Below are 16,659 nucleotides of genomic sequence, written 5' to 3' on the forward strand. Positions count from 1 at the left end.
TTAGCCGAACCGCAGGGTGACATATCAGTATGTACTCAACTCAAAACCCTGGATTCTTCCTTACGCTGCGCTTGAGTCAAAATGACAAAATTATACCTTCACGGACTTTACAAACATCTCCTGAATTCTGACTTCTGAATTCTTCTTCAATGTTGGTTTAGCCAAGCTTCTAAATCAGCTACATTAGAAAAGTCTAGTAATGCTTCTCCTAAATTCTCTAATTGTTCAATCGATAATCCTCTAATTCGCTCGATTAATGATGCATCAATCTCACCAATACGGCGATTGAGTAGACGCAGTATTAAGCCTTGTTCTCCCTCTTGCCTGCCCTCTTGTCTGCCCTCTTGTCTACCCTCTTGTTTAGCTTGTTCTCTGTTTCTTTGATAAAGTGGTTCTAATCTCATAATTAACTCCCGATCATCTGTTTCTAATTCTTGATTTACTCTCAAGTTTTCGCGCAAGTTGTAAACTAATTCTAGGGTTGCTTGCTGGTATGGATAATCTAATGGTAACGCTTGCAGCTCGATAATCGCTTGTGACTGCACACTTCCCCTACCTAAAAGCCTCAACCATAAAGTCTCCGGTGTTGGCGGTAGTTGGTGTATGGCTACAATTGCTGTCCGCAAAGCATCTGGGAGAAAATGTACTCCTGATAACCAACCTGCTTTTTGCACAGTTCCAAAGCTAGATAATCTAGTTTCAGATACGGTAGGTGTCAGAACCCATAACTTGGGAGTTTCTGAATCCTGAAGTTTGGTTTTATTGGCTTTAGCTTCTCGTCGCAAGAAAGCCTTTACTTCTAATAATTTGAGAAGACAGTCGCAGATTTCATCGGTAGAAGCTGGATTGCGGAAAGGTTCTATGATTGCAGGTTGTTCGGCAAATCTTCCTAGCAAACCCAGTATTTGTAAGTTAGAGTTTTGCTGTTTAGCAGGAGTGAACAAAACATCTATTTCTTTAATCTCTCCTGCAACTTTTTCTTATGCTTTGACTTCGCCGTAATCTTGGAGTAATTCTTCTAGATAGTCTTTGGCGAATTTGTCATGTATAAAACGGGTCATTATTATAGAGACGCGACGAATGATATTTTCATAACCATCAAAAATTATATGCTGCGATCGCACTTTGGGGCTTCAGTCCACAATACAAGGAATATTGGGAAGACTACAGGAGTAGAGAGGATGCCTAAAAGTACAAGCTATCATGCAACCCCCACCTCACCCCCTACTGTGTACACACAAGCGATTTAATCACCCCAAAACCTTTAAAAGTAGGGTGTGTTATGCCGGAGGCTAACGCACCATCCGAGATTTGTGGTGCGTTAGGACTAAAGTCCATAACGCACCCTACCGAACTAAAATAATTAAACGCAGATAAACGCAGATAAACGCAGATAAATTTGTACTTCAGTGGTCTAGGAAAGGCTATAGTATGTGATACATTAACATCAATCCATTTTTTTAATCCGATTATTCGCACTCTCCATCCTACGCGATCGCCAAACTTCTCCCAGGCTTCTGAGTCATACTTGCCGTCAGCTTTACCACCAACGCTCAAGTAAATATTCTTCTGGACGCTGAAGCCAAAGTGTCCATCGCTGTATTTAACCCACAGTTGGTCAATGGTGCGTAAGTCTGTGCAGGGAAAGTTCACTAATGTTTTACTGCTCCATTTTCCCTTTAGAGCCTTGTTCATCGCCTCATAAGTCTCCTGATCTGCTCCTTTCCAGTTTCCTGCTGCGAGCAGATTACGCAGTTTAGTATAATCAATGCCTTGTTCAGATTTTAGTTCGTCAGGTTTCGCTAGTTGGACAACCGCCAATGGTATTACTAAACCTGCACTTCCCCAACCCACCCATTTCAAAAATTGTCTTCTGTTTGGTGTTTGAAAGGGTATATTGATTTCTGGACTTTCCCCTCTGATACCGCATTCTAATTGGTATAACGCTTCTTCATCACCTATTCCATTGGCAAAGCTCACCCAATGATGCTGTGCAAGAAAGAGCAAATCTTTTGGTATCTTTCCAACACCTGGTAGTAATACAGGAATTACGGTAGTAATATTCTCTGCGTTCACAAATTGACCGTAGAGTGCTGGTAACTCCTTAGTTTGCCATTTACCTAAGCCTTTTTTACCAATAAAAATAACGGCCGTTTTACTATTCAGAATTGCCTTTTGAATCTCAACTTGAAAAATTTGTCCTGCACGAATTTGCTCCTCATCTAACCACGGTTTTAGAACGACATATCTATAGGAATCCGATTTGATTTATGAAAAAATCTAAGTATCTGTAGGGTGCGTTAGGACGGAGTCCGTAACGCACCGAAGCCCGTGGACGGTGCAATCCCAGACTCTGGCGATTGCTACCCTTCGAGAAGCCGCTGACGCTCGAAGACTCGCTACCGCTTCGGTAACGCGTCTACGTTTCACTTCGTTCCACTCGCAATGACATATTACAAGTAATTTGCCGGACATGATATTACGCTAAATTTCAAATGATTTAGGATGGCTATATTGTTTCAGCAAGCCCTACATTAGTTTTATCAAGATGAGATGTTGGCTCTGCTTGTCAGCTTCAACTTCTTTATCATTGCTTTAACATTAAGGCTTAACATCGTCATCTTAAGACTTAACGTCGTCATCTTCAGGCTTAACATCGTCATCTTAAGACTTAACATCGTCATCTTAAGACTTAACATCGTTATCTTAAGACTTAACATCGTCACCTTAAGACTTAACGTCGTCATCTTCAGGCTTAACGTCATCATCTTAAGACTTAACGTCATCATCTTAAGACTTAACGTCATCATCTTCAGGCTTAACCCGCATTTCTCAGAAAACGGTAGAGGCTGGTTCAAAAATATGCTTCAATCATTCACAAATATCTGGTGAACCCGCCCCTATATCCTCTGAACGCAGATTTCATAAAGAGGAGTGAAAAAAACCGGGATAAAGATTTATAGAAGTATCTGTAAGATTTTTCACCAAATTCAGATACAATAATAAGTTTGTCCGTTGCATCCTGTTTTTTAGTATATGTCCAAAACATACACCGTTGAGATTCGCCACCAAGGCACAATTCATACCTTACAAGTGCCCGAAAACGAAACTATTTTATCAGTTGCTCAATCTTCTGGTTTGGACTTGCCGACTTCTTGCGGTGCAGGTGTTTGCACTACTTGCGCTGGGCAACTTAGCGAGGGAACTGTGGATCAAGCTGATGGTATGGGTGTTAGTCCAGAATTACAAAAACAAGGTTATGTATTGCTTTGTGTTGCTAAACCCCTTTCTGATTTGAAGCTGGAAACAGAGAAAGAAGACACACTTTATCAGTTGCAATTTGGCAGAAATAAGTAATCAGTAATCAGTTATCAGTTATCAGTTATCAGTTATCAGTTAACAAATTGTATACTGTTAACTGATATAGATGACTCTAGAAACTACAAAACAACAGGATTTACGCGATGACGACGCATTTTATTACAGCAGAAATTGACCTACAAGCCACTTCCACAGAATTAGAGAAAGTTATTGAGACAGAATTGCAAAAACAAGGTGAACCGTTACGCTGGGCAATTACCTCTGTTGATGATGAACAGCAAAAAGCTGTTGTAGAAGCTGTTGTGACTACAGTCGGTGCTGAGTCCTAAGTAGTTAGAAATGTTAAAAGATTTCAGGACTAAGGACTCAACTAAGCTAAAAACATCTAAATTGCATAATCACTTGATCAGATCGTCCTTGATCATTGGTCATTAATCATTCACGAATGACAAGTAACAAATGACAGTCCTAACAAGAGAATCTACAACTTGGGTGTAGGTTAGCTGATGCAAAGTCCTTACACTGCTATTTTAATTGTACCAACTGGCATTGGGGCAGCAATTGGCGGTTATGCTGGAGATGCCTTGCCTGTTGCCCGAACCATAGCGCAGGTTTGCGATCGCCTAATTACTCACCCCAATGTCCTTAACGGTGCTAGCCTATACTGGAACCTCCCCAATGCTTTTTATGTTGAAGGTTACGGACTTGACAAATTCGCCGCTGGATGCTGGGGTTTGCGACCTGTCCGCACGAACAAAATAGGTTTACTTTTAGACCAGGGAATAGAACCGGAATTGCGGCTGCGACACTTGCAGGCAGCCGATGCCGCTAGAGCAACCCTAGGTTTAAATCTGACAGATTATGTCATTACTGATGCACCATTAAACGTAGAATTACGTACCTCAATATCAGGGGCAAGTTGGGGGACAATTGGCAACCCAGATAGTTTATTGAGGGCGGCTGAAATATTAATTAACAAAGCGGGGGCAGAAGCGATCGCAGTTGTGGCTCGTTTCCCTGATGATATAGATGAAGTCGCAGTCCAAAACTACCGCCACGGCAAAGGAGTCGATCCCCTGGCGGGTGCAGAAGCCGTCATCAGCCATTTAATAGTGCGAACTTTTCAAATTCCTTGCGCCCATTCTCCAGCCCTAGCCAGCGCACCGCCAGATCCTGATTTATCACCCCGTTCAGCAGCCGAAGAATTAGGTTATACTTTTTTACCGAGCGTCCTTGTGGGATTGAGTCGCGCACCGCAGTTTATCATAGAGAAGGGACTAGTTGCATCCCTACAAGATGATATTTGGGCAGACCAAATTGATGCAGCGATCGTACCTGCAACCGCTTGTGGTAGCAGTGCCTTACTGAGTTTAAATCAGAAACGATGCCAAATCATCACTGTAGAAGAAAATAAAACTCAGATTAAAGTCCCTCCTCAACCGTTGGGAATCAAATCCATCAAGGTAAACTCATATTTAGAAGCAGTAGGTGTATTGGTAGCACACAAAGCAGGCATCAATCCCTTAGCTCTGAGTCCGAAAATATCTTCGTTAGAGTCACTTAGTTATTAGGCAATAGGCAATAGTTAGTAATATTTTCCCCCTGCTCCCTGCTCCCTGCTCCCTGCTCCCTGCCCCAGTCCCCATTCCCCATTCCCCAAACACTCGTGGTTGAACAACAAAAACAAGAACCAGAAATTCCATATTTGACGCGCATCCAAGTACTTGGAGCGATGGGAGCAACCGCAATTATTTTGTGGATAGTTGCCAAACTATGGCTGCGCTTTGGCGAATTTTCTTTATTTTCTTGGCATTTGAACGGTAGGGATTTCCTCTTAGGGTTGGGATTGGGATTAATTATCACTGCTTTGAGTGGTTTAGCTTATCGCTTTTGTGCCCCATACCGTAAAAGCGCAGATTATTACCTGGAATTAGTGCTGAAACCCTTAGAGTTACCAGATTTAATTTGGCTGGGATTGCTACCGGGTTTGAGTGAAGAATTGCTATTTCGGGGGGTAATGCTGCCAGCTTTAGGTGCTGATCTTGTGGCTGTAATTGTATCAAGTCTTTGTTTTGGTGTTTTACACCTCAGTGGTTCCGAACAATGGCCTTATGTGATTTGGGCAACTATTGTGGGGCTAATTCTTGGTTACAGCGCTCTGCTCACTGGTAACTTGTTAGTACCAATTGTTGCTCACATTTTGACAAATCTCATTTCTAGTTATTTTTGGAAAATGCAGAAACAGAATTAATCAGTTATCAGTTATCAGTTACTTGTCTTGAGCGAACTTGTACGCTCACAAGTCTAAGTAGTCTTCATGAGTCGAAGAATCAGTCTGTTAACTGATAACTGTTAACTGATAACTGTTTATCGTCGTTGTGCTGCTAAAGCGATCGCCTGGGGCAAAATTCTATGCTCCTGAATTTGAATCCTAGCATGGAGTGTTTCTGCTGTATCGTCTGGTAATACAGGTACTGCTGCTTGCACCAAAATTGGCCCGCTGTCTACCTCTAAACAAGCTAGATGTGCTGTACAGCCGGTGATTTTCACCCCAGCGGCTAAAGCCTGTTCTACTGCATGGATGCCCTTAAAACTGGGTAACAAGCTGGGATGAACATTAATCACTTTGTCAGTAAATGCATCCATTAGTACTTTTGTCAATAGACGCATCCAACCTGCCAAAATCACCCATTCTACATCATATTGCCGCAACTTCTCGACTATTTGGTGATCAAATTTTTCACGGCTTTTGTAGTCACGATGATTCAACAGCACAGCTTCTACACCCCGATTTGCTGCCCGCATCGCCGCCTTTGCACCAGGGTTATTGTAAATCAAAACTTGAATTTGGGCATTTAGCTGTCCTGCGGCGATCGCTTGGGCAATTGCTTCAAAATTGCTCCCATTTCCCGAAGCCATAATTCCCAGTTTTAAGGGATTACTTGATTTCATTTCGTAGCTGGGGATTTGGGGCACAATTAAGCTAGCACTAGCAGCATCTATTTCACTCATATACTAGGGTCGATAAGTTTGACATTTTCCGGTAATTTCGTAGTATCCGAAACCTTTGTGAATAGTGCTGGTGTCTCAGAAAAAGCTTTCGGCCTGGGTTTACCTGGATCAGTATTATCTAATTGCAGCCGCAGTTTACCATCAGCGGTGAGTTCAAAAATTGTCAGCACAGGTTCCTTCTTACTAGGGATTGTGATGTCTAGATGCATAGGTTGCAGCGTGGGGTTGATGCTGTATTTAAATTCGACAGCCACAGAAGCTTGAGAATTGGGCGAAAAAATAAATAATTTGCCGTCTGGTGAGAAAATAAAGTTTAACGTGATTGGGGATGCAGGATCTTTTGCTTCCCATTGCCCCAATAATTTTTGAGCGATCGCATTTGTAGACTGATCTACCGGAGGTGGTGTTGCTGGCGGTGCTGTTACAGGTTGAGCCAGTACTGTTGTGTCGAGCGCCATCAATAGTGCTATAAATACGCTAGCAGTTGAGAACTTGTCAAAGTAGGGGAAGATTTTAAACATTTGGATAATAGTCACTAAATTGTAAGGATCTTAGCAGTAGCTCTGCGTAAAATCACACCCCACCGACATTCAATAGCTTACATGGCCATGAAAAGATCCCGCTTCTCTAGGATGCAGCTACTAGATAATGATGCGATCGCTGCCTGGATTTTTCTGACACCAGCACTGATTTTGCTTGGTGTATTTATTATCTGGCCGATCGCCTATTTGTTTTATCTCAGTTTCACCGCTGGTAGTTTTACATCCACAGGCACTTATCTAGTAGGGTTCAAAAATTACTGGCGTTTGTTACTCAACTCAGATTTTTGGCAAGTTCTGTTCAACACTTTTTATTTTACCGTTGCCACCGTCATTCCCAGTTTACTGATCCCTTTGGGGCTGGCAGTTTTATTAAACCGTTCTTTTGCCTTGCGGGGAATACTGCGGAGTGCCTATTTTCTCCCTTCAATTATTTCTTTAGTGGCGGCTGGCTTAGGATTTCGCTGGCTGTTTCAAACCGCTGGCCCAGTCAACGCATTTTTAGGATTATTCGGCATTCCATCCATTCCCTGGTTGGGAGATACTTTTTGGGCCATGCCGGTATTAATTTTATTGAGTATTTGGAAACAACTCGGCTTCAATGCGGGCCGAAAAGCCCGCGTGAGCGAGACGCTACAGTCCCTCATTTCAACTAGTAGGGTGGGCAATGCCCACCAAAACCTGGATCTGGTGGGCATTGCCCACCCTACTTACGCAAACAATAGCCGAAACCCTTATTTTACTGTAGGGGCAATTCATGTAGACGCGGGGAGGCTTCCCGCAGGGTATTGCCCCTACCGCGTGTAGTTTTGCGTAAATCCTATACTAGTACCGCAAGGCGGAAGTCAAAAGTCAAAAGTCAAAAGTCAAAAGAATTGTATTCCAAGCTCTTGCGCCATTTGAAATGGTATGTTTATTTACGCCGCGCTGTACTAGTTAAGTAGGTGTAGAACCACCAAATACATCTTTGTAAGCTTCAGTAGCTTCCATCCCAAAACCTCCAGCTTGGGCATGACGGAGTAGAGATTGAATAATTGGCATGGCAATACTCAAACCAAATAGGGAATTGAAGCCTGCAATTACCACTGGTGCCGACAATATGACTGTAAATTCTGGGAATAGGGCTAACACAGCGACTAAGACCAGAAAAACAATTGGTGTAGCAATACCTGTTGTTTTTGCTGTTGCCAAAATTAAATTTTTATACTCTTCAACAGTAATATCACCCCGGTAAAGATCCAAGGAGTATGAAATTGCTGTCACTGTAACCTGGGTAAGAATGGCTGTTCCCGTAGCAGTAATTCCCAGTCTGGCGATCGCTCCAGAATTGGTGACAATGGAATCTACCGCATTGTAAACCCGAATATAAAATTGTTCACCAACAGTCATGACTTCGGCACCTCGACGGAGATTGTCAACACCCACTTCCCAAAGAATGTTGTCAGCACCATTCGAGCCACCTTGGGAGCGGGGGATAATATGACTACCATGTTTATCCCTGAGGAATTGACGAATCGTGTGTTCGTTAGCCCCAAGTTTTGATGTACCAGGAATTTTCTCAAACAGCTTGATCACATCTGCATCAGAACGGGGTTGATCTGCCACTCGCAGACCAGCACGATACCTTAATCTATTGGCAATTTTGGGCATTTCTTCAGCTAATTGAGCGGCTGTTTTTGGCAAGTTTTGCAATGCATCAACTATTACCAAACCAGAAGCACCAACCCCAACAGCAGTTTCTGCAAATACCTTGCTGACGTTTTGTACAGTTTGAAGACCTTGTAAATTAGTGACTACATTAATACTTGAAGTGGTAATTTCTGTAGTAGTGTTCTTGATGCCATCAACCACTTCATTTATACCATTGGCTGTATTAGTTGCTACTTCTTGAACTTGATCTCTAACCTGAGATGCGAAATTTTGTGCTTGGTTGATGAAATCCATATTCTAGTAAGCTGTTGTTGATAGCAAGAGTGTTTAGTCTAGTTTCTATCTCGCATACTCATAAATACCTCAGCATTAATCACGAACTTACTACCAAGGTTTTTAAAGTTTTAACTATGATGTAATTAATCATGGGTAATGCTTCTAATTACCCATAACCAAGCTTAACGAACTACCGCCTCCGCTTTTTTCGGCTGCAACACATATGGTGTTTCTGCACCTTGGGCGAGATATTCAGCTAGTTGACTTTCAATTTGATCGCGCACAATTTGGCGATATTCGAGAAAATGCTCGTTGTGGGCACAGGCCGCGAGGTAATGCTCGGCAACCTTTGGGTTACGCTTAATGATGCTGAACAAGTGATGCCAGAATTTCCATCTGGTTTCTCGTTTGATTCCTTGTCGCCAAATCACAATCAACAACGCTTTAATCACCACCCACTCTGGCATTTTAGCTGGTGCTTGCCAACTAGGACCACCCATCATTAAAAAACAGCGATAGGTGCGATCTAAGTATTTTACTGGGTCGTATAACGCACAAAAAGCTTCAATATATTCTCTAGCAATATCTTCGAGAGGACGGGTAGCAATGAAGTTCATCAATGTGGTTTGGTTGATATTGCCGTCTTGATTATCTCGTAGTCGCCCTTCTTTTGTTAGACGATGCCACAGCGCAGTGTTTGGTAGCGCTTGCAACATGGCAAAGGTTGTGGAGGGAATTGCTGCTAGTTCGGCAAAACGGACAATGCGATCGCCTGCGCCTGCTTTTTCACCATCAAATCCGATAATAAACCCTGCCATCGGGCGTAATCCAGCTTTGATGATGCTTTGCACCGCCTCAGTCAGTGAACTGCGAGTATTTTGAAACTTCTTCGTCAGCTGCAAACTATCTTCATCTGGTGTCTCAATACCTAAAAACACCGCTGCAAAACCCGACTCCACCATCAACTCCATTAACTCTGGATCTTGTGCTAAATCAATAGAAGCTTCGGTGTCAAAACGGAAAGGATAATTATGCTCTTTCATCCAAACTTTTAACTCTTTTAGCAACAACTTGACATTACGTTTGTTGCCGATAAAATTGTCATCCACCATGAACACACCACGCCGCCAACCCAATTCATAGAGATAATCTAATTCTGCCAAAAGTTGGGCTGGGGTTTTAGTCCGTGGCTTACGTCCATAAAGCACAATAATGTCACAAAATTCGCATTGGAAGGGACAACCACGGGAAAACTGCACAGACATCATGTCATAAGCATCAAGTTCCAGTAAATCAAAGCGGGGTATAGGTGTGTTGGTAACATCTGGTTTTTCTGTGGCGCGAAAAGTACCAGATGTTTCACCTTTTTGAATCGCCTCAATAAACATTGGGAGGGTGATTTCCCCTTCATCTAAAATCAGAAAATCTGCCCCGACATTTTGCACTTCGTGAGGTACAGATGTTGGGTATGGGCCGCCTACAGCAACCAATTTTCCACGTTTTTTTGCTTCTTGAATTTGATCCAGTAGGTCTTGCTTTTGAACAATCATTGCAGAGAATATTACTACATCTGCCCATGCCCATTCTGACTCAGTAACTGGGCGAATGTTGCGATCAACCAGCTTAAATTCCCATTCTTGGGGCAAAATTGCCGCCACTGTTACTAAACCCAAAGGTGGTAACAAAACCTTGCGATTAACTAACTCCAAAATTTTTTCGTATGACCAAAAGGTTTTGGGGAATATCGGGTACACTAGTAAAACTCGCATACAGTATCAATCCTCACACTTTGATTGTGATCCCACTTTAACGAATCTTCAGTAAGTTTAGACGCTGCTTTTCTAGACTTGTTGCAGTTACCTTTCAACCAGTGAAAGTAAAAATACCATTATAGTACTTTTGTATTAGCTAGAAGCATAGCCGAGCAAATTACTTTTATATTCCCCACCTCAACAGTGGGGATTGTATTCTATCATGGTGTGCTGTCACTCAGGTGGTGTAGTTTTAATATCTCACTGATTAATTCACACCTAATGTAGATAGGCAGGAAAAAACCTTCTTCCCTTCTGTATTCCGCCTGATTGCAACGATAATTATTGACGCCAACTTATTTAATATGTTTATCAGAATACGCCAGTTTTTAAATCAATTTTTCAATAAGTCAAGGACAATCAACAACGAACCACTAAATAAAGTGAGTTTGATTGTCATTATTTTGATTGATATTTTTATCCTCATCAATGTTTTTACGGGCTTGGATGATATTAGCAGATGGCATATCAGCCCAAACCAGGCTTATCCTTGTTATGCTGAGTGGCAGGATTACCTGACACAAACCAATAAAGATAAAGACTATGAAATTATTAGGCGATCGCTAACACATAGCATAAACAATCAACCTAGTTTTCAGCAAACCTATCAACAAGTCGAAGCGGGACATCTAGGCAAAGTTTCGGAAACATGCCTGAACTACGCAGCCGACAAAGATAAAATTAAAAACCCTGAAAATCGGCAAATTATCCAAACTATTGATCAGAAACAAACAAAAGTTAATAACCTCGATCAAACTAATCGCCAAATCCGTTCTCAATATGATTCCACACTTTTAGAAAAAATTGCCGGTCAACCTCGTGAGCAATCAATTAATGCAGTTGGTGCGGAAAAAGCCAAACTTGAGTTAGAGCAAAATCAGCGGAATATTTCTATCCTGAAGAAGGAAATTTCTAATCTGAAAACCGAACTGATTACTAAACCAGAAAGTGTTGGTTTTATAGCCTTTCTTCAAGATGATGATAAATTTAAGACAGTTAAAAAAGGTTATCAACAGTCATCCTTTTGGTATCCAAGTATCCAACTAGCTTTTCAATCCCTCTTTCTGATACCGCTAATTTTCATTGCCTTATTAGTTAATAAATTTACTCAAGCAAGAAGATATGGACTGATATCACTGATAAGTTGGCATTTATTGGTCATCTTTTTTATACCGCTGATCCTGAAAATTTTTGAATTTCTGCAAATCGGTGTAGTTTTTCAATTTATTTTCGATATTGTTAGCGCTCTTTTTGGTGGGTTACTTTTCCTCATCAGCTATGTTTATATCTTGATAATTCCACTTGTTGGTTTTGGAATTATCAAATTTATGCAAAAAGTTGTCTTTAATTCTCAAGTCCAAGCAGCTAATAGAATTCAGAAATCTCGCTGTATTCACTGTGCCAAAAAAATTCGACCCCATGACATCTACTGTCCACATTGTGGAACTTATCAATATATTGAATGCCCAAACTGTCACAATGTTACTTACAAACATTTGCCATACTGCAAAGAATGCGGTTCTCCTCAAAATTCTACTAATTAACTCTCATGATTTTCAATAAAATTATTTTATTGGGCTAATAATTCCCTTCTTGATTTCCCTCGCTAGTCTCAATCAATCTGGATTACAACCTTCCCAAAGTGAGCAGCACTTTTAAGATAACTGTAGGCTGCTTTTGCTTGATTAAAAGGGAAAACTCGATCAATAATCGGATTTAATTTATGCTGGGTAATCTTTTGATTCATCACCTCAAACATTTTTCGACTACCGACATAAATACCTTGCACTGTTAAACTCTTGAAAAGTATCGGCAGAGGGTCAATTTCACTCCCTCTTCCTGATAGCACGCCAATCAAGCTAATACGTCCCCCAATGCGAACTGCTTGTAGAGATTTTGTGAGAGTCCCTGCACCACCAACTTCTATCACATGATCTATGCCTATCCGATTAGTTAGTTCGTAGACTTTCTTCTCCCAATCGGGTGTTGTTTTGTAGTTGATCGTCTCGTCAGCACCAAGTTCTTTAGCTCTGGCTAATTTATCATCACTACTAGAAGTAATAATGACTTTAGCGCCGTGGATTTTGGCAAATTGGAGGGCAAATATAGAAACACCGCCTGTACCGAGTAATAATACAGTGTGATCTTCGGTAAGATTGCCTTTTGTTACTAGTCCATGCCAAGCTGTAACGGCTGCACAGGGCAGAGTTGCCGCTTCAATATAGGATAAGTAATCGGGTAAAATTACTAATCCATCTTGGTGCAAGATGACGTATTCAGCCAGCATCCCATCTATTCCGCCTCCCAGATCCGATTTCATTTTCTCTTTGGTTAAAGAGCCAGAAATCCAGTCTTGGAAGAAGATACCAGCGACGCGATCGCCTATTTTCACCCGTGTCACACCTTCTGTGACAGCTACAACTTCCCCCGCGCCATCAGACATGGGAATTAGAGGATATTTCAGCTTAGAACCGTAGATTCCTTCAGCCATCAGCAAGTCACGGTAATTGAGAGATGTGGCTTTAACTTTCACGAGAACTTGCCCTGGTGTAGGTTTGGGTTCAGGGCGATCGACTAATGCTAGTGCTTCAATCCCAGCGTTGCTTTGAATTTCGTAGGCTTTCACGGCTAGAAACATTTATATCTTGATTTTCCTAGCACTAGGTTATACCAAGTTGCAGTGAGATACCCGACTTCCTCGAGGAAGTCAGGTATCTTGGGAGATAACGACTACTTATACCGATTTGAAAAAAGAATACAACAAATACATTCGTAGATACTGTCTTGATTCTTCAAGACAGTATCTACAGGCTTTGCAATTTAAAACTGTACTTCACTGATCTCAAAACCGCTATGACTGCCAACTTCCTAGACGCATAAAACATCAATGATTATCCCCCATTCCCCATGCCCCATTCCCTATGACCATTGCCAAGCTCTACAATACTCCCAGATTATTTTTAATAGTTGATCATCTGTAATGACTCATTCTACGGATATTGCCACTTTAGCGCGCTGGATGGCATCTGATTTTAGCAATCAAGCACAAGCTTTTGAAAACCCTCCTTTTTATGCCCATATTCGCGTGTGTATGCGTCCCCTTCCCTTGGAAGTGTTATCAGGGGTTAGTTTTTTTGTTGAACAAGCTTATGACTATGACCTCAATGACCCCTATCGCGTGAGAGTATTGAAGTTGTTTAACGCAGGCGATCGCATCCAAATCGAAAACTACACTGTTAAGGAAGAAAAAAATTTCTACGGCGCATCTCGTAACCTCGAACGCCTCAAAACCTTAAACGCTGATTATTTAGAAAAGTTACCAGGCTGCAACATGATTGTAGAGTGGACTGGTAACAGTTTTAAAGGCACTGTGGAGCCAGGAAAAGGCTGCATCGTCTTTCGCAAAGGGCAAAAAACCTATCTAGATAGCGAGTTTGAAATTGACGAAGATAAATTCATCAGCCTCGATCGGGGACGGGATTTAGATACTGATGCACATATCTGGGGATCTGTCGCTGGGCCTTTTCACTTTGTCCGGTGGGGTAGTTTTGCTGATGAAGTGAAAACAGTTATCAGTTAACAGTTATCAGTTATCAGTGTATTAAGAGCTAGGTAGAAACCCCACCCCTTGTGGATGGCTTGCCTATTGCCTTTCATTGATAACTGATAACTGTTGACCTATCAACTTATTGCCGCTAAGATTCTAAGTTAGGTAGTGAAATATTAAAATTATGTCTACTCAGCAGCCATCTCTACGACTAACTTCTAGCCTTTCATTAGGTCTAGGGCTGCTACTATGCCTAGAAAGCAAATAGCTTTGGCATCATAATCAAGTTTTTCTCAGTTAAATAACTATCTGCATCCTGCCAAGAATGGAGCGATCGCAGATTAAATCAGTTAACTATCAACTCAATCAGGAGATTTTTATGCGATCGCATTTATTGCTAGAGGCATTGCTGCGACTACTTGTGGTATGTCAGGTTTGGCAACCTGGCAACCCTATTGTTTTCAACAACTCTCGTGCCACAACGCCTCATCACTATCAACCAAATCGACATCAAAGGACATCACGACAGTGTTAAATAATCCCGCCACAAAATATCGCCAGTTTCACCCCATTAATTTCCCTGAACGTACTTGGCCGACTAAAACAATTACTCATCCTCCCATCTGGTTGAGTACTGATTTACGAGATGGTAACCAAGCATTGATGGAACCGATGAATGGCGATCGCAAATTACGCATGTTCAATCTGTTAGTCAATATTGGCTGCAAAGAAATTGAAATCGCTTTCCCATCCGCTTCACAAACCGATTTCGATTTTGTGCGAAATTTAATTGCACAACAGTTAATTCCTGACGATGTCACCATCCAAGTCTTGACACCAGCTAGAGAACACTTGATCCGTCGCACCTTTGAGGCTTTACAAGGTGCTAAACGGGCGATCGTGCATTTGTATAATGCCACTTCCCCAGTATTTCGGCGGACAGTTTTTGGCTTGGATCGTCTGCAAACAATTAATCTGGCTATTGATGCTGCTAAATTATTTAATGAGTTGGCAGCAGCACAACCAAATACAAATTGGCAATTTCAATATTCACCGGAAACCTTTACAGCCACCGAATTGGACTTCGCCAAGGAAATTTGTAACGCTGTCTTGGAAGTTTGGCAACCAACACCCCAGCAAAAAGCCATTATCAATCTGCCTGCAACTGTGGAAGTCGCTACCCCCAATGTATTTGCCGATCAAGTCGAGTGGATGCACAACAATTTGCAATTTAGAGATAGCTTGATTTTGAGTGTGCATACACATAACGATCGCGGTTGTGCGATCGCCTCTGCAGAACTTGCCCAAATGGCAGGCGCACAAAGGGTTGAGGGTTGTTTGTTTGGCAATGGCGAACGCACTGGTAATGTTGATTTAGTCACCTTGGCATTGAATCTCTACACCCAAGGTATCCACCCTGGTTTGGATTTTTCCCACATCAACGAAGTCGCCAGCATAGTTGAAGATTGTACACAGTTGCCAATTCACCCACGTCATCCATACGTCGGTGATCTGGTGTTCACAGCTTTTTCCGGTTCCCATCAAGATGCAATTAAAAAAGGATTTGCGGCACAGTCAACTAATGACTTCTGGGAAATTCCTTATTTACCCCTAGATCCTAAAGATGTTGGACGTAGCTATGAATCAGTGGTACGAGTGAATAGTCAATCTGGTAAAGGCGGCATTGCCTTTCTGCTGGAACAAGACTACAATTTGGTGTTACCCCGACAGTTGCAGATCGAGTTTAGTCAGATTGTCCAACGAGTTATGGATATCAGCGGCAAGGAAATGTCATCACAAGACTTGTGGCAATTGTTTGAGCAAGAGTATTTACAACCAGAGAAACCACTCAAGTACATTTCCCATCAGTTATTGCAAACCGATGATCACAGTCAAATTCAACGTCTTTGGGTAACATTACAACTGAATGAACAAGCGATCGCAATTTGTGGACAAGGAAATGGCCCTATTGATGCTTTTGTGAATGCCTTGGGTTTGAATCTGCAAATTCACCATTATGAAGAACATTCCCGCAATTGTGGCAGCAATGCTGATGCCGTTGCCTATGTTGAGATTGCAGGTAATCTTGTGCAACAGCCATTACACGGAATCGGTATTCATAGCAATATAGTGACTGCATCGCTGATCGCAATTCTCAACGCTGTTAACCGAACCTGGAAGTTAATAGATGCAGAGGCTCAAGCCAAACTAGTCCAAAGTTTAGCTCAGAGAGAAGCTGTGTTTACTCAATGAAAAGTGCTGAGTTCCGAGTGCTGAGTGCTGAGTTAAAAAGACCACCCACGTCCCTTGCGCGTCTCCGACAGGAGAGGGGTGGGGTATCAACCAACTCCTGTATTAAAAGATTCCGCTTGACATCGGGCGGGGCTTTTACCATAGTGCAAAAGTATTGAGTATTCAATCTTCTTTACTCAGCACTCAGCACTCAGTACTCAGTACTGAGTGTTGTAAAATATTTCACCCAACTCAATACCTTGGATGAGGG

Annotated in this window: 15 protein-coding genes and 1 pseudogene; 9 read left to right on the forward strand and 7 right to left on the reverse strand. The window is 41.9% G+C overall.

Features of this window, described 5'->3' with window-relative positions:
• Window positions 1-146: 146 nt before the first annotated feature.
• A pseudogene (locus CAL7507_RS19785) lies at window positions 147-1,061 on the reverse strand (DUF4351 domain-containing protein).
• A 163-nt stretch (window positions 1,062-1,224) separates the two neighbouring features.
• Window positions 1,225-2,268 (reverse strand): GUN4 domain-containing protein, encoded by a 1,044-nt coding sequence (locus CAL7507_RS19790; protein WP_160166382.1) that lies wholly within the window; start codon window positions 2,266-2,268, stop codon window positions 1,225-1,227.
• 768 nt (window positions 2,269-3,036) lie between these two features.
• Here CAL7507_RS19790 and CAL7507_RS19800 point away from each other — a divergent pair.
• From CAL7507_RS19800 to CAL7507_RS19815, 4 genes are all read left to right on the forward strand, one after another.
• Window positions 3,037-3,357, forward strand: coding sequence for a 2Fe-2S iron-sulfur cluster-binding protein (locus CAL7507_RS19800; protein ID WP_015130266.1), 321 nt, complete (start codon window positions 3,037-3,039; stop codon window positions 3,355-3,357).
• 107 nt (window positions 3,358-3,464) lie between these two features.
• Entirely contained in the window at window positions 3,465-3,650 is a 186-nt protein-coding gene (locus CAL7507_RS19805) for a hypothetical protein (RefSeq protein ID WP_015130267.1), read from the forward strand.
• A 177-nt stretch (window positions 3,651-3,827) separates the two neighbouring features.
• Complete coding sequence (locus CAL7507_RS19810; RefSeq protein ID WP_015130268.1) at window positions 3,828-4,892, forward strand: DUF3326 domain-containing protein; 1,065 nt, start codon at window positions 3,828-3,830, stop codon at window positions 4,890-4,892.
• Between the two features lie 95 nt (window positions 4,893-4,987).
• Window positions 4,988-5,572, forward strand: coding sequence for a CPBP family intramembrane glutamic endopeptidase (locus CAL7507_RS19815; protein ID WP_015130269.1), 585 nt, complete (start codon window positions 4,988-4,990; stop codon window positions 5,570-5,572).
• A gap of 116 nt (window positions 5,573-5,688) precedes the next feature.
• Here CAL7507_RS19815 and purN read toward each other — a convergent pair whose 3' ends face one another.
• Together purN and CAL7507_RS19825 are read right to left on the reverse strand one after the other, a co-directional pair.
• On the reverse strand, window positions 5,689-6,333 hold the full coding sequence (purN, locus tag CAL7507_RS19820; protein WP_015130270.1) for a phosphoribosylglycinamide formyltransferase: 645 nt from the start codon (window positions 6,331-6,333) through the stop codon (window positions 5,689-5,691).
• Window positions 6,330-6,854, reverse strand: a complete 525-nt coding sequence (locus CAL7507_RS19825) for a hypothetical protein (protein ID WP_015130271.1) — start codon at window positions 6,852-6,854, stop codon at window positions 6,330-6,332. The genes purN and CAL7507_RS19825 overlap by 4 nt, the downstream gene beginning before the upstream one ends.
• 87 nt (window positions 6,855-6,941) lie before the next feature.
• Here CAL7507_RS19825 and CAL7507_RS19830 point away from each other — a divergent pair, with 87 nt between their 5' ends.
• Window positions 6,942-7,679: a carbohydrate ABC transporter permease gene (locus CAL7507_RS19830; protein WP_236556784.1), complete on the forward strand. Its 738-nt coding sequence runs from the start codon at window positions 6,942-6,944 to the stop codon at window positions 7,677-7,679.
• Window positions 7,680-7,808: 129 nt separating this feature from the next.
• On the opposite strand, the gene CAL7507_RS19835 is transcribed toward CAL7507_RS19830, so the two are convergent.
• Both CAL7507_RS19835 and CAL7507_RS19840 read right to left on the reverse strand, forming a co-directional pair.
• Window positions 7,809-8,816 carry a hypothetical protein gene (locus CAL7507_RS19835; protein WP_015130273.1) on the reverse strand — a complete coding sequence of 336 codons (1,008 nt, stop codon included), beginning with the start codon at window positions 8,814-8,816 and terminating at the stop codon, window positions 7,809-7,811.
• Between the two features lie 164 nt (window positions 8,817-8,980).
• Window positions 8,981-10,567, reverse strand: coding sequence for a B12-binding domain-containing radical SAM protein (locus CAL7507_RS19840; protein ID WP_015130274.1), 1,587 nt, complete (start codon window positions 10,565-10,567; stop codon window positions 8,981-8,983).
• Window positions 10,568-10,914: 347 nt separating this feature from the next.
• Here CAL7507_RS19840 and CAL7507_RS19845 point away from each other — a divergent pair, with 347 nt between their 5' ends.
• Window positions 10,915-12,153: a zinc ribbon domain-containing protein gene (locus CAL7507_RS19845; RefSeq protein ID WP_015130275.1), complete on the forward strand. Its 1,239-nt coding sequence runs from the start codon at window positions 10,915-10,917 to the stop codon at window positions 12,151-12,153.
• Window positions 12,154-12,221: 68 nt separating this feature from the next.
• Here CAL7507_RS19845 and CAL7507_RS19850 read toward each other — a convergent pair whose 3' ends face one another.
• Window positions 12,222-13,235: an NAD(P)-dependent alcohol dehydrogenase gene (locus CAL7507_RS19850; RefSeq protein ID WP_042342320.1), complete on the reverse strand. Its 1,014-nt coding sequence runs from the start codon at window positions 13,233-13,235 to the stop codon at window positions 12,222-12,224.
• A gap of 354 nt (window positions 13,236-13,589) precedes the next feature.
• Between CAL7507_RS19850 and CAL7507_RS19855 the strand changes: the two genes are divergently transcribed.
• From CAL7507_RS19855 to leuA, 3 genes are all read left to right on the forward strand, one after another.
• Complete coding sequence (locus CAL7507_RS19855) at window positions 13,590-14,189, forward strand: chromophore lyase CpcT/CpeT (protein ID WP_015130277.1); 600 nt, start codon at window positions 13,590-13,592, stop codon at window positions 14,187-14,189.
• A gap of 292 nt (window positions 14,190-14,481) precedes the next feature.
• On the forward strand, window positions 14,482-14,691 hold the full coding sequence (locus CAL7507_RS31815; RefSeq protein ID WP_144051235.1) for a hypothetical protein: 210 nt from the start codon (window positions 14,482-14,484) through the stop codon (window positions 14,689-14,691).
• Window positions 14,685-16,409, forward strand: coding sequence for a 2-isopropylmalate synthase (leuA, locus tag CAL7507_RS19860; RefSeq protein WP_015130279.1), 1,725 nt, complete (start codon window positions 14,685-14,687; stop codon window positions 16,407-16,409). The genes CAL7507_RS31815 and leuA overlap by 7 nt, the downstream gene beginning before the upstream one ends.
• Window positions 16,410-16,659 lie beyond the last annotated feature (250 nt).

Origin of the sequence: Calothrix sp. PCC 7507 (assembly GCF_000316575.1) — a bacterium.
GTDB lineage: Bacteria > Cyanobacteriota > Cyanobacteriia > Cyanobacteriales > Nostocaceae > Fortiea.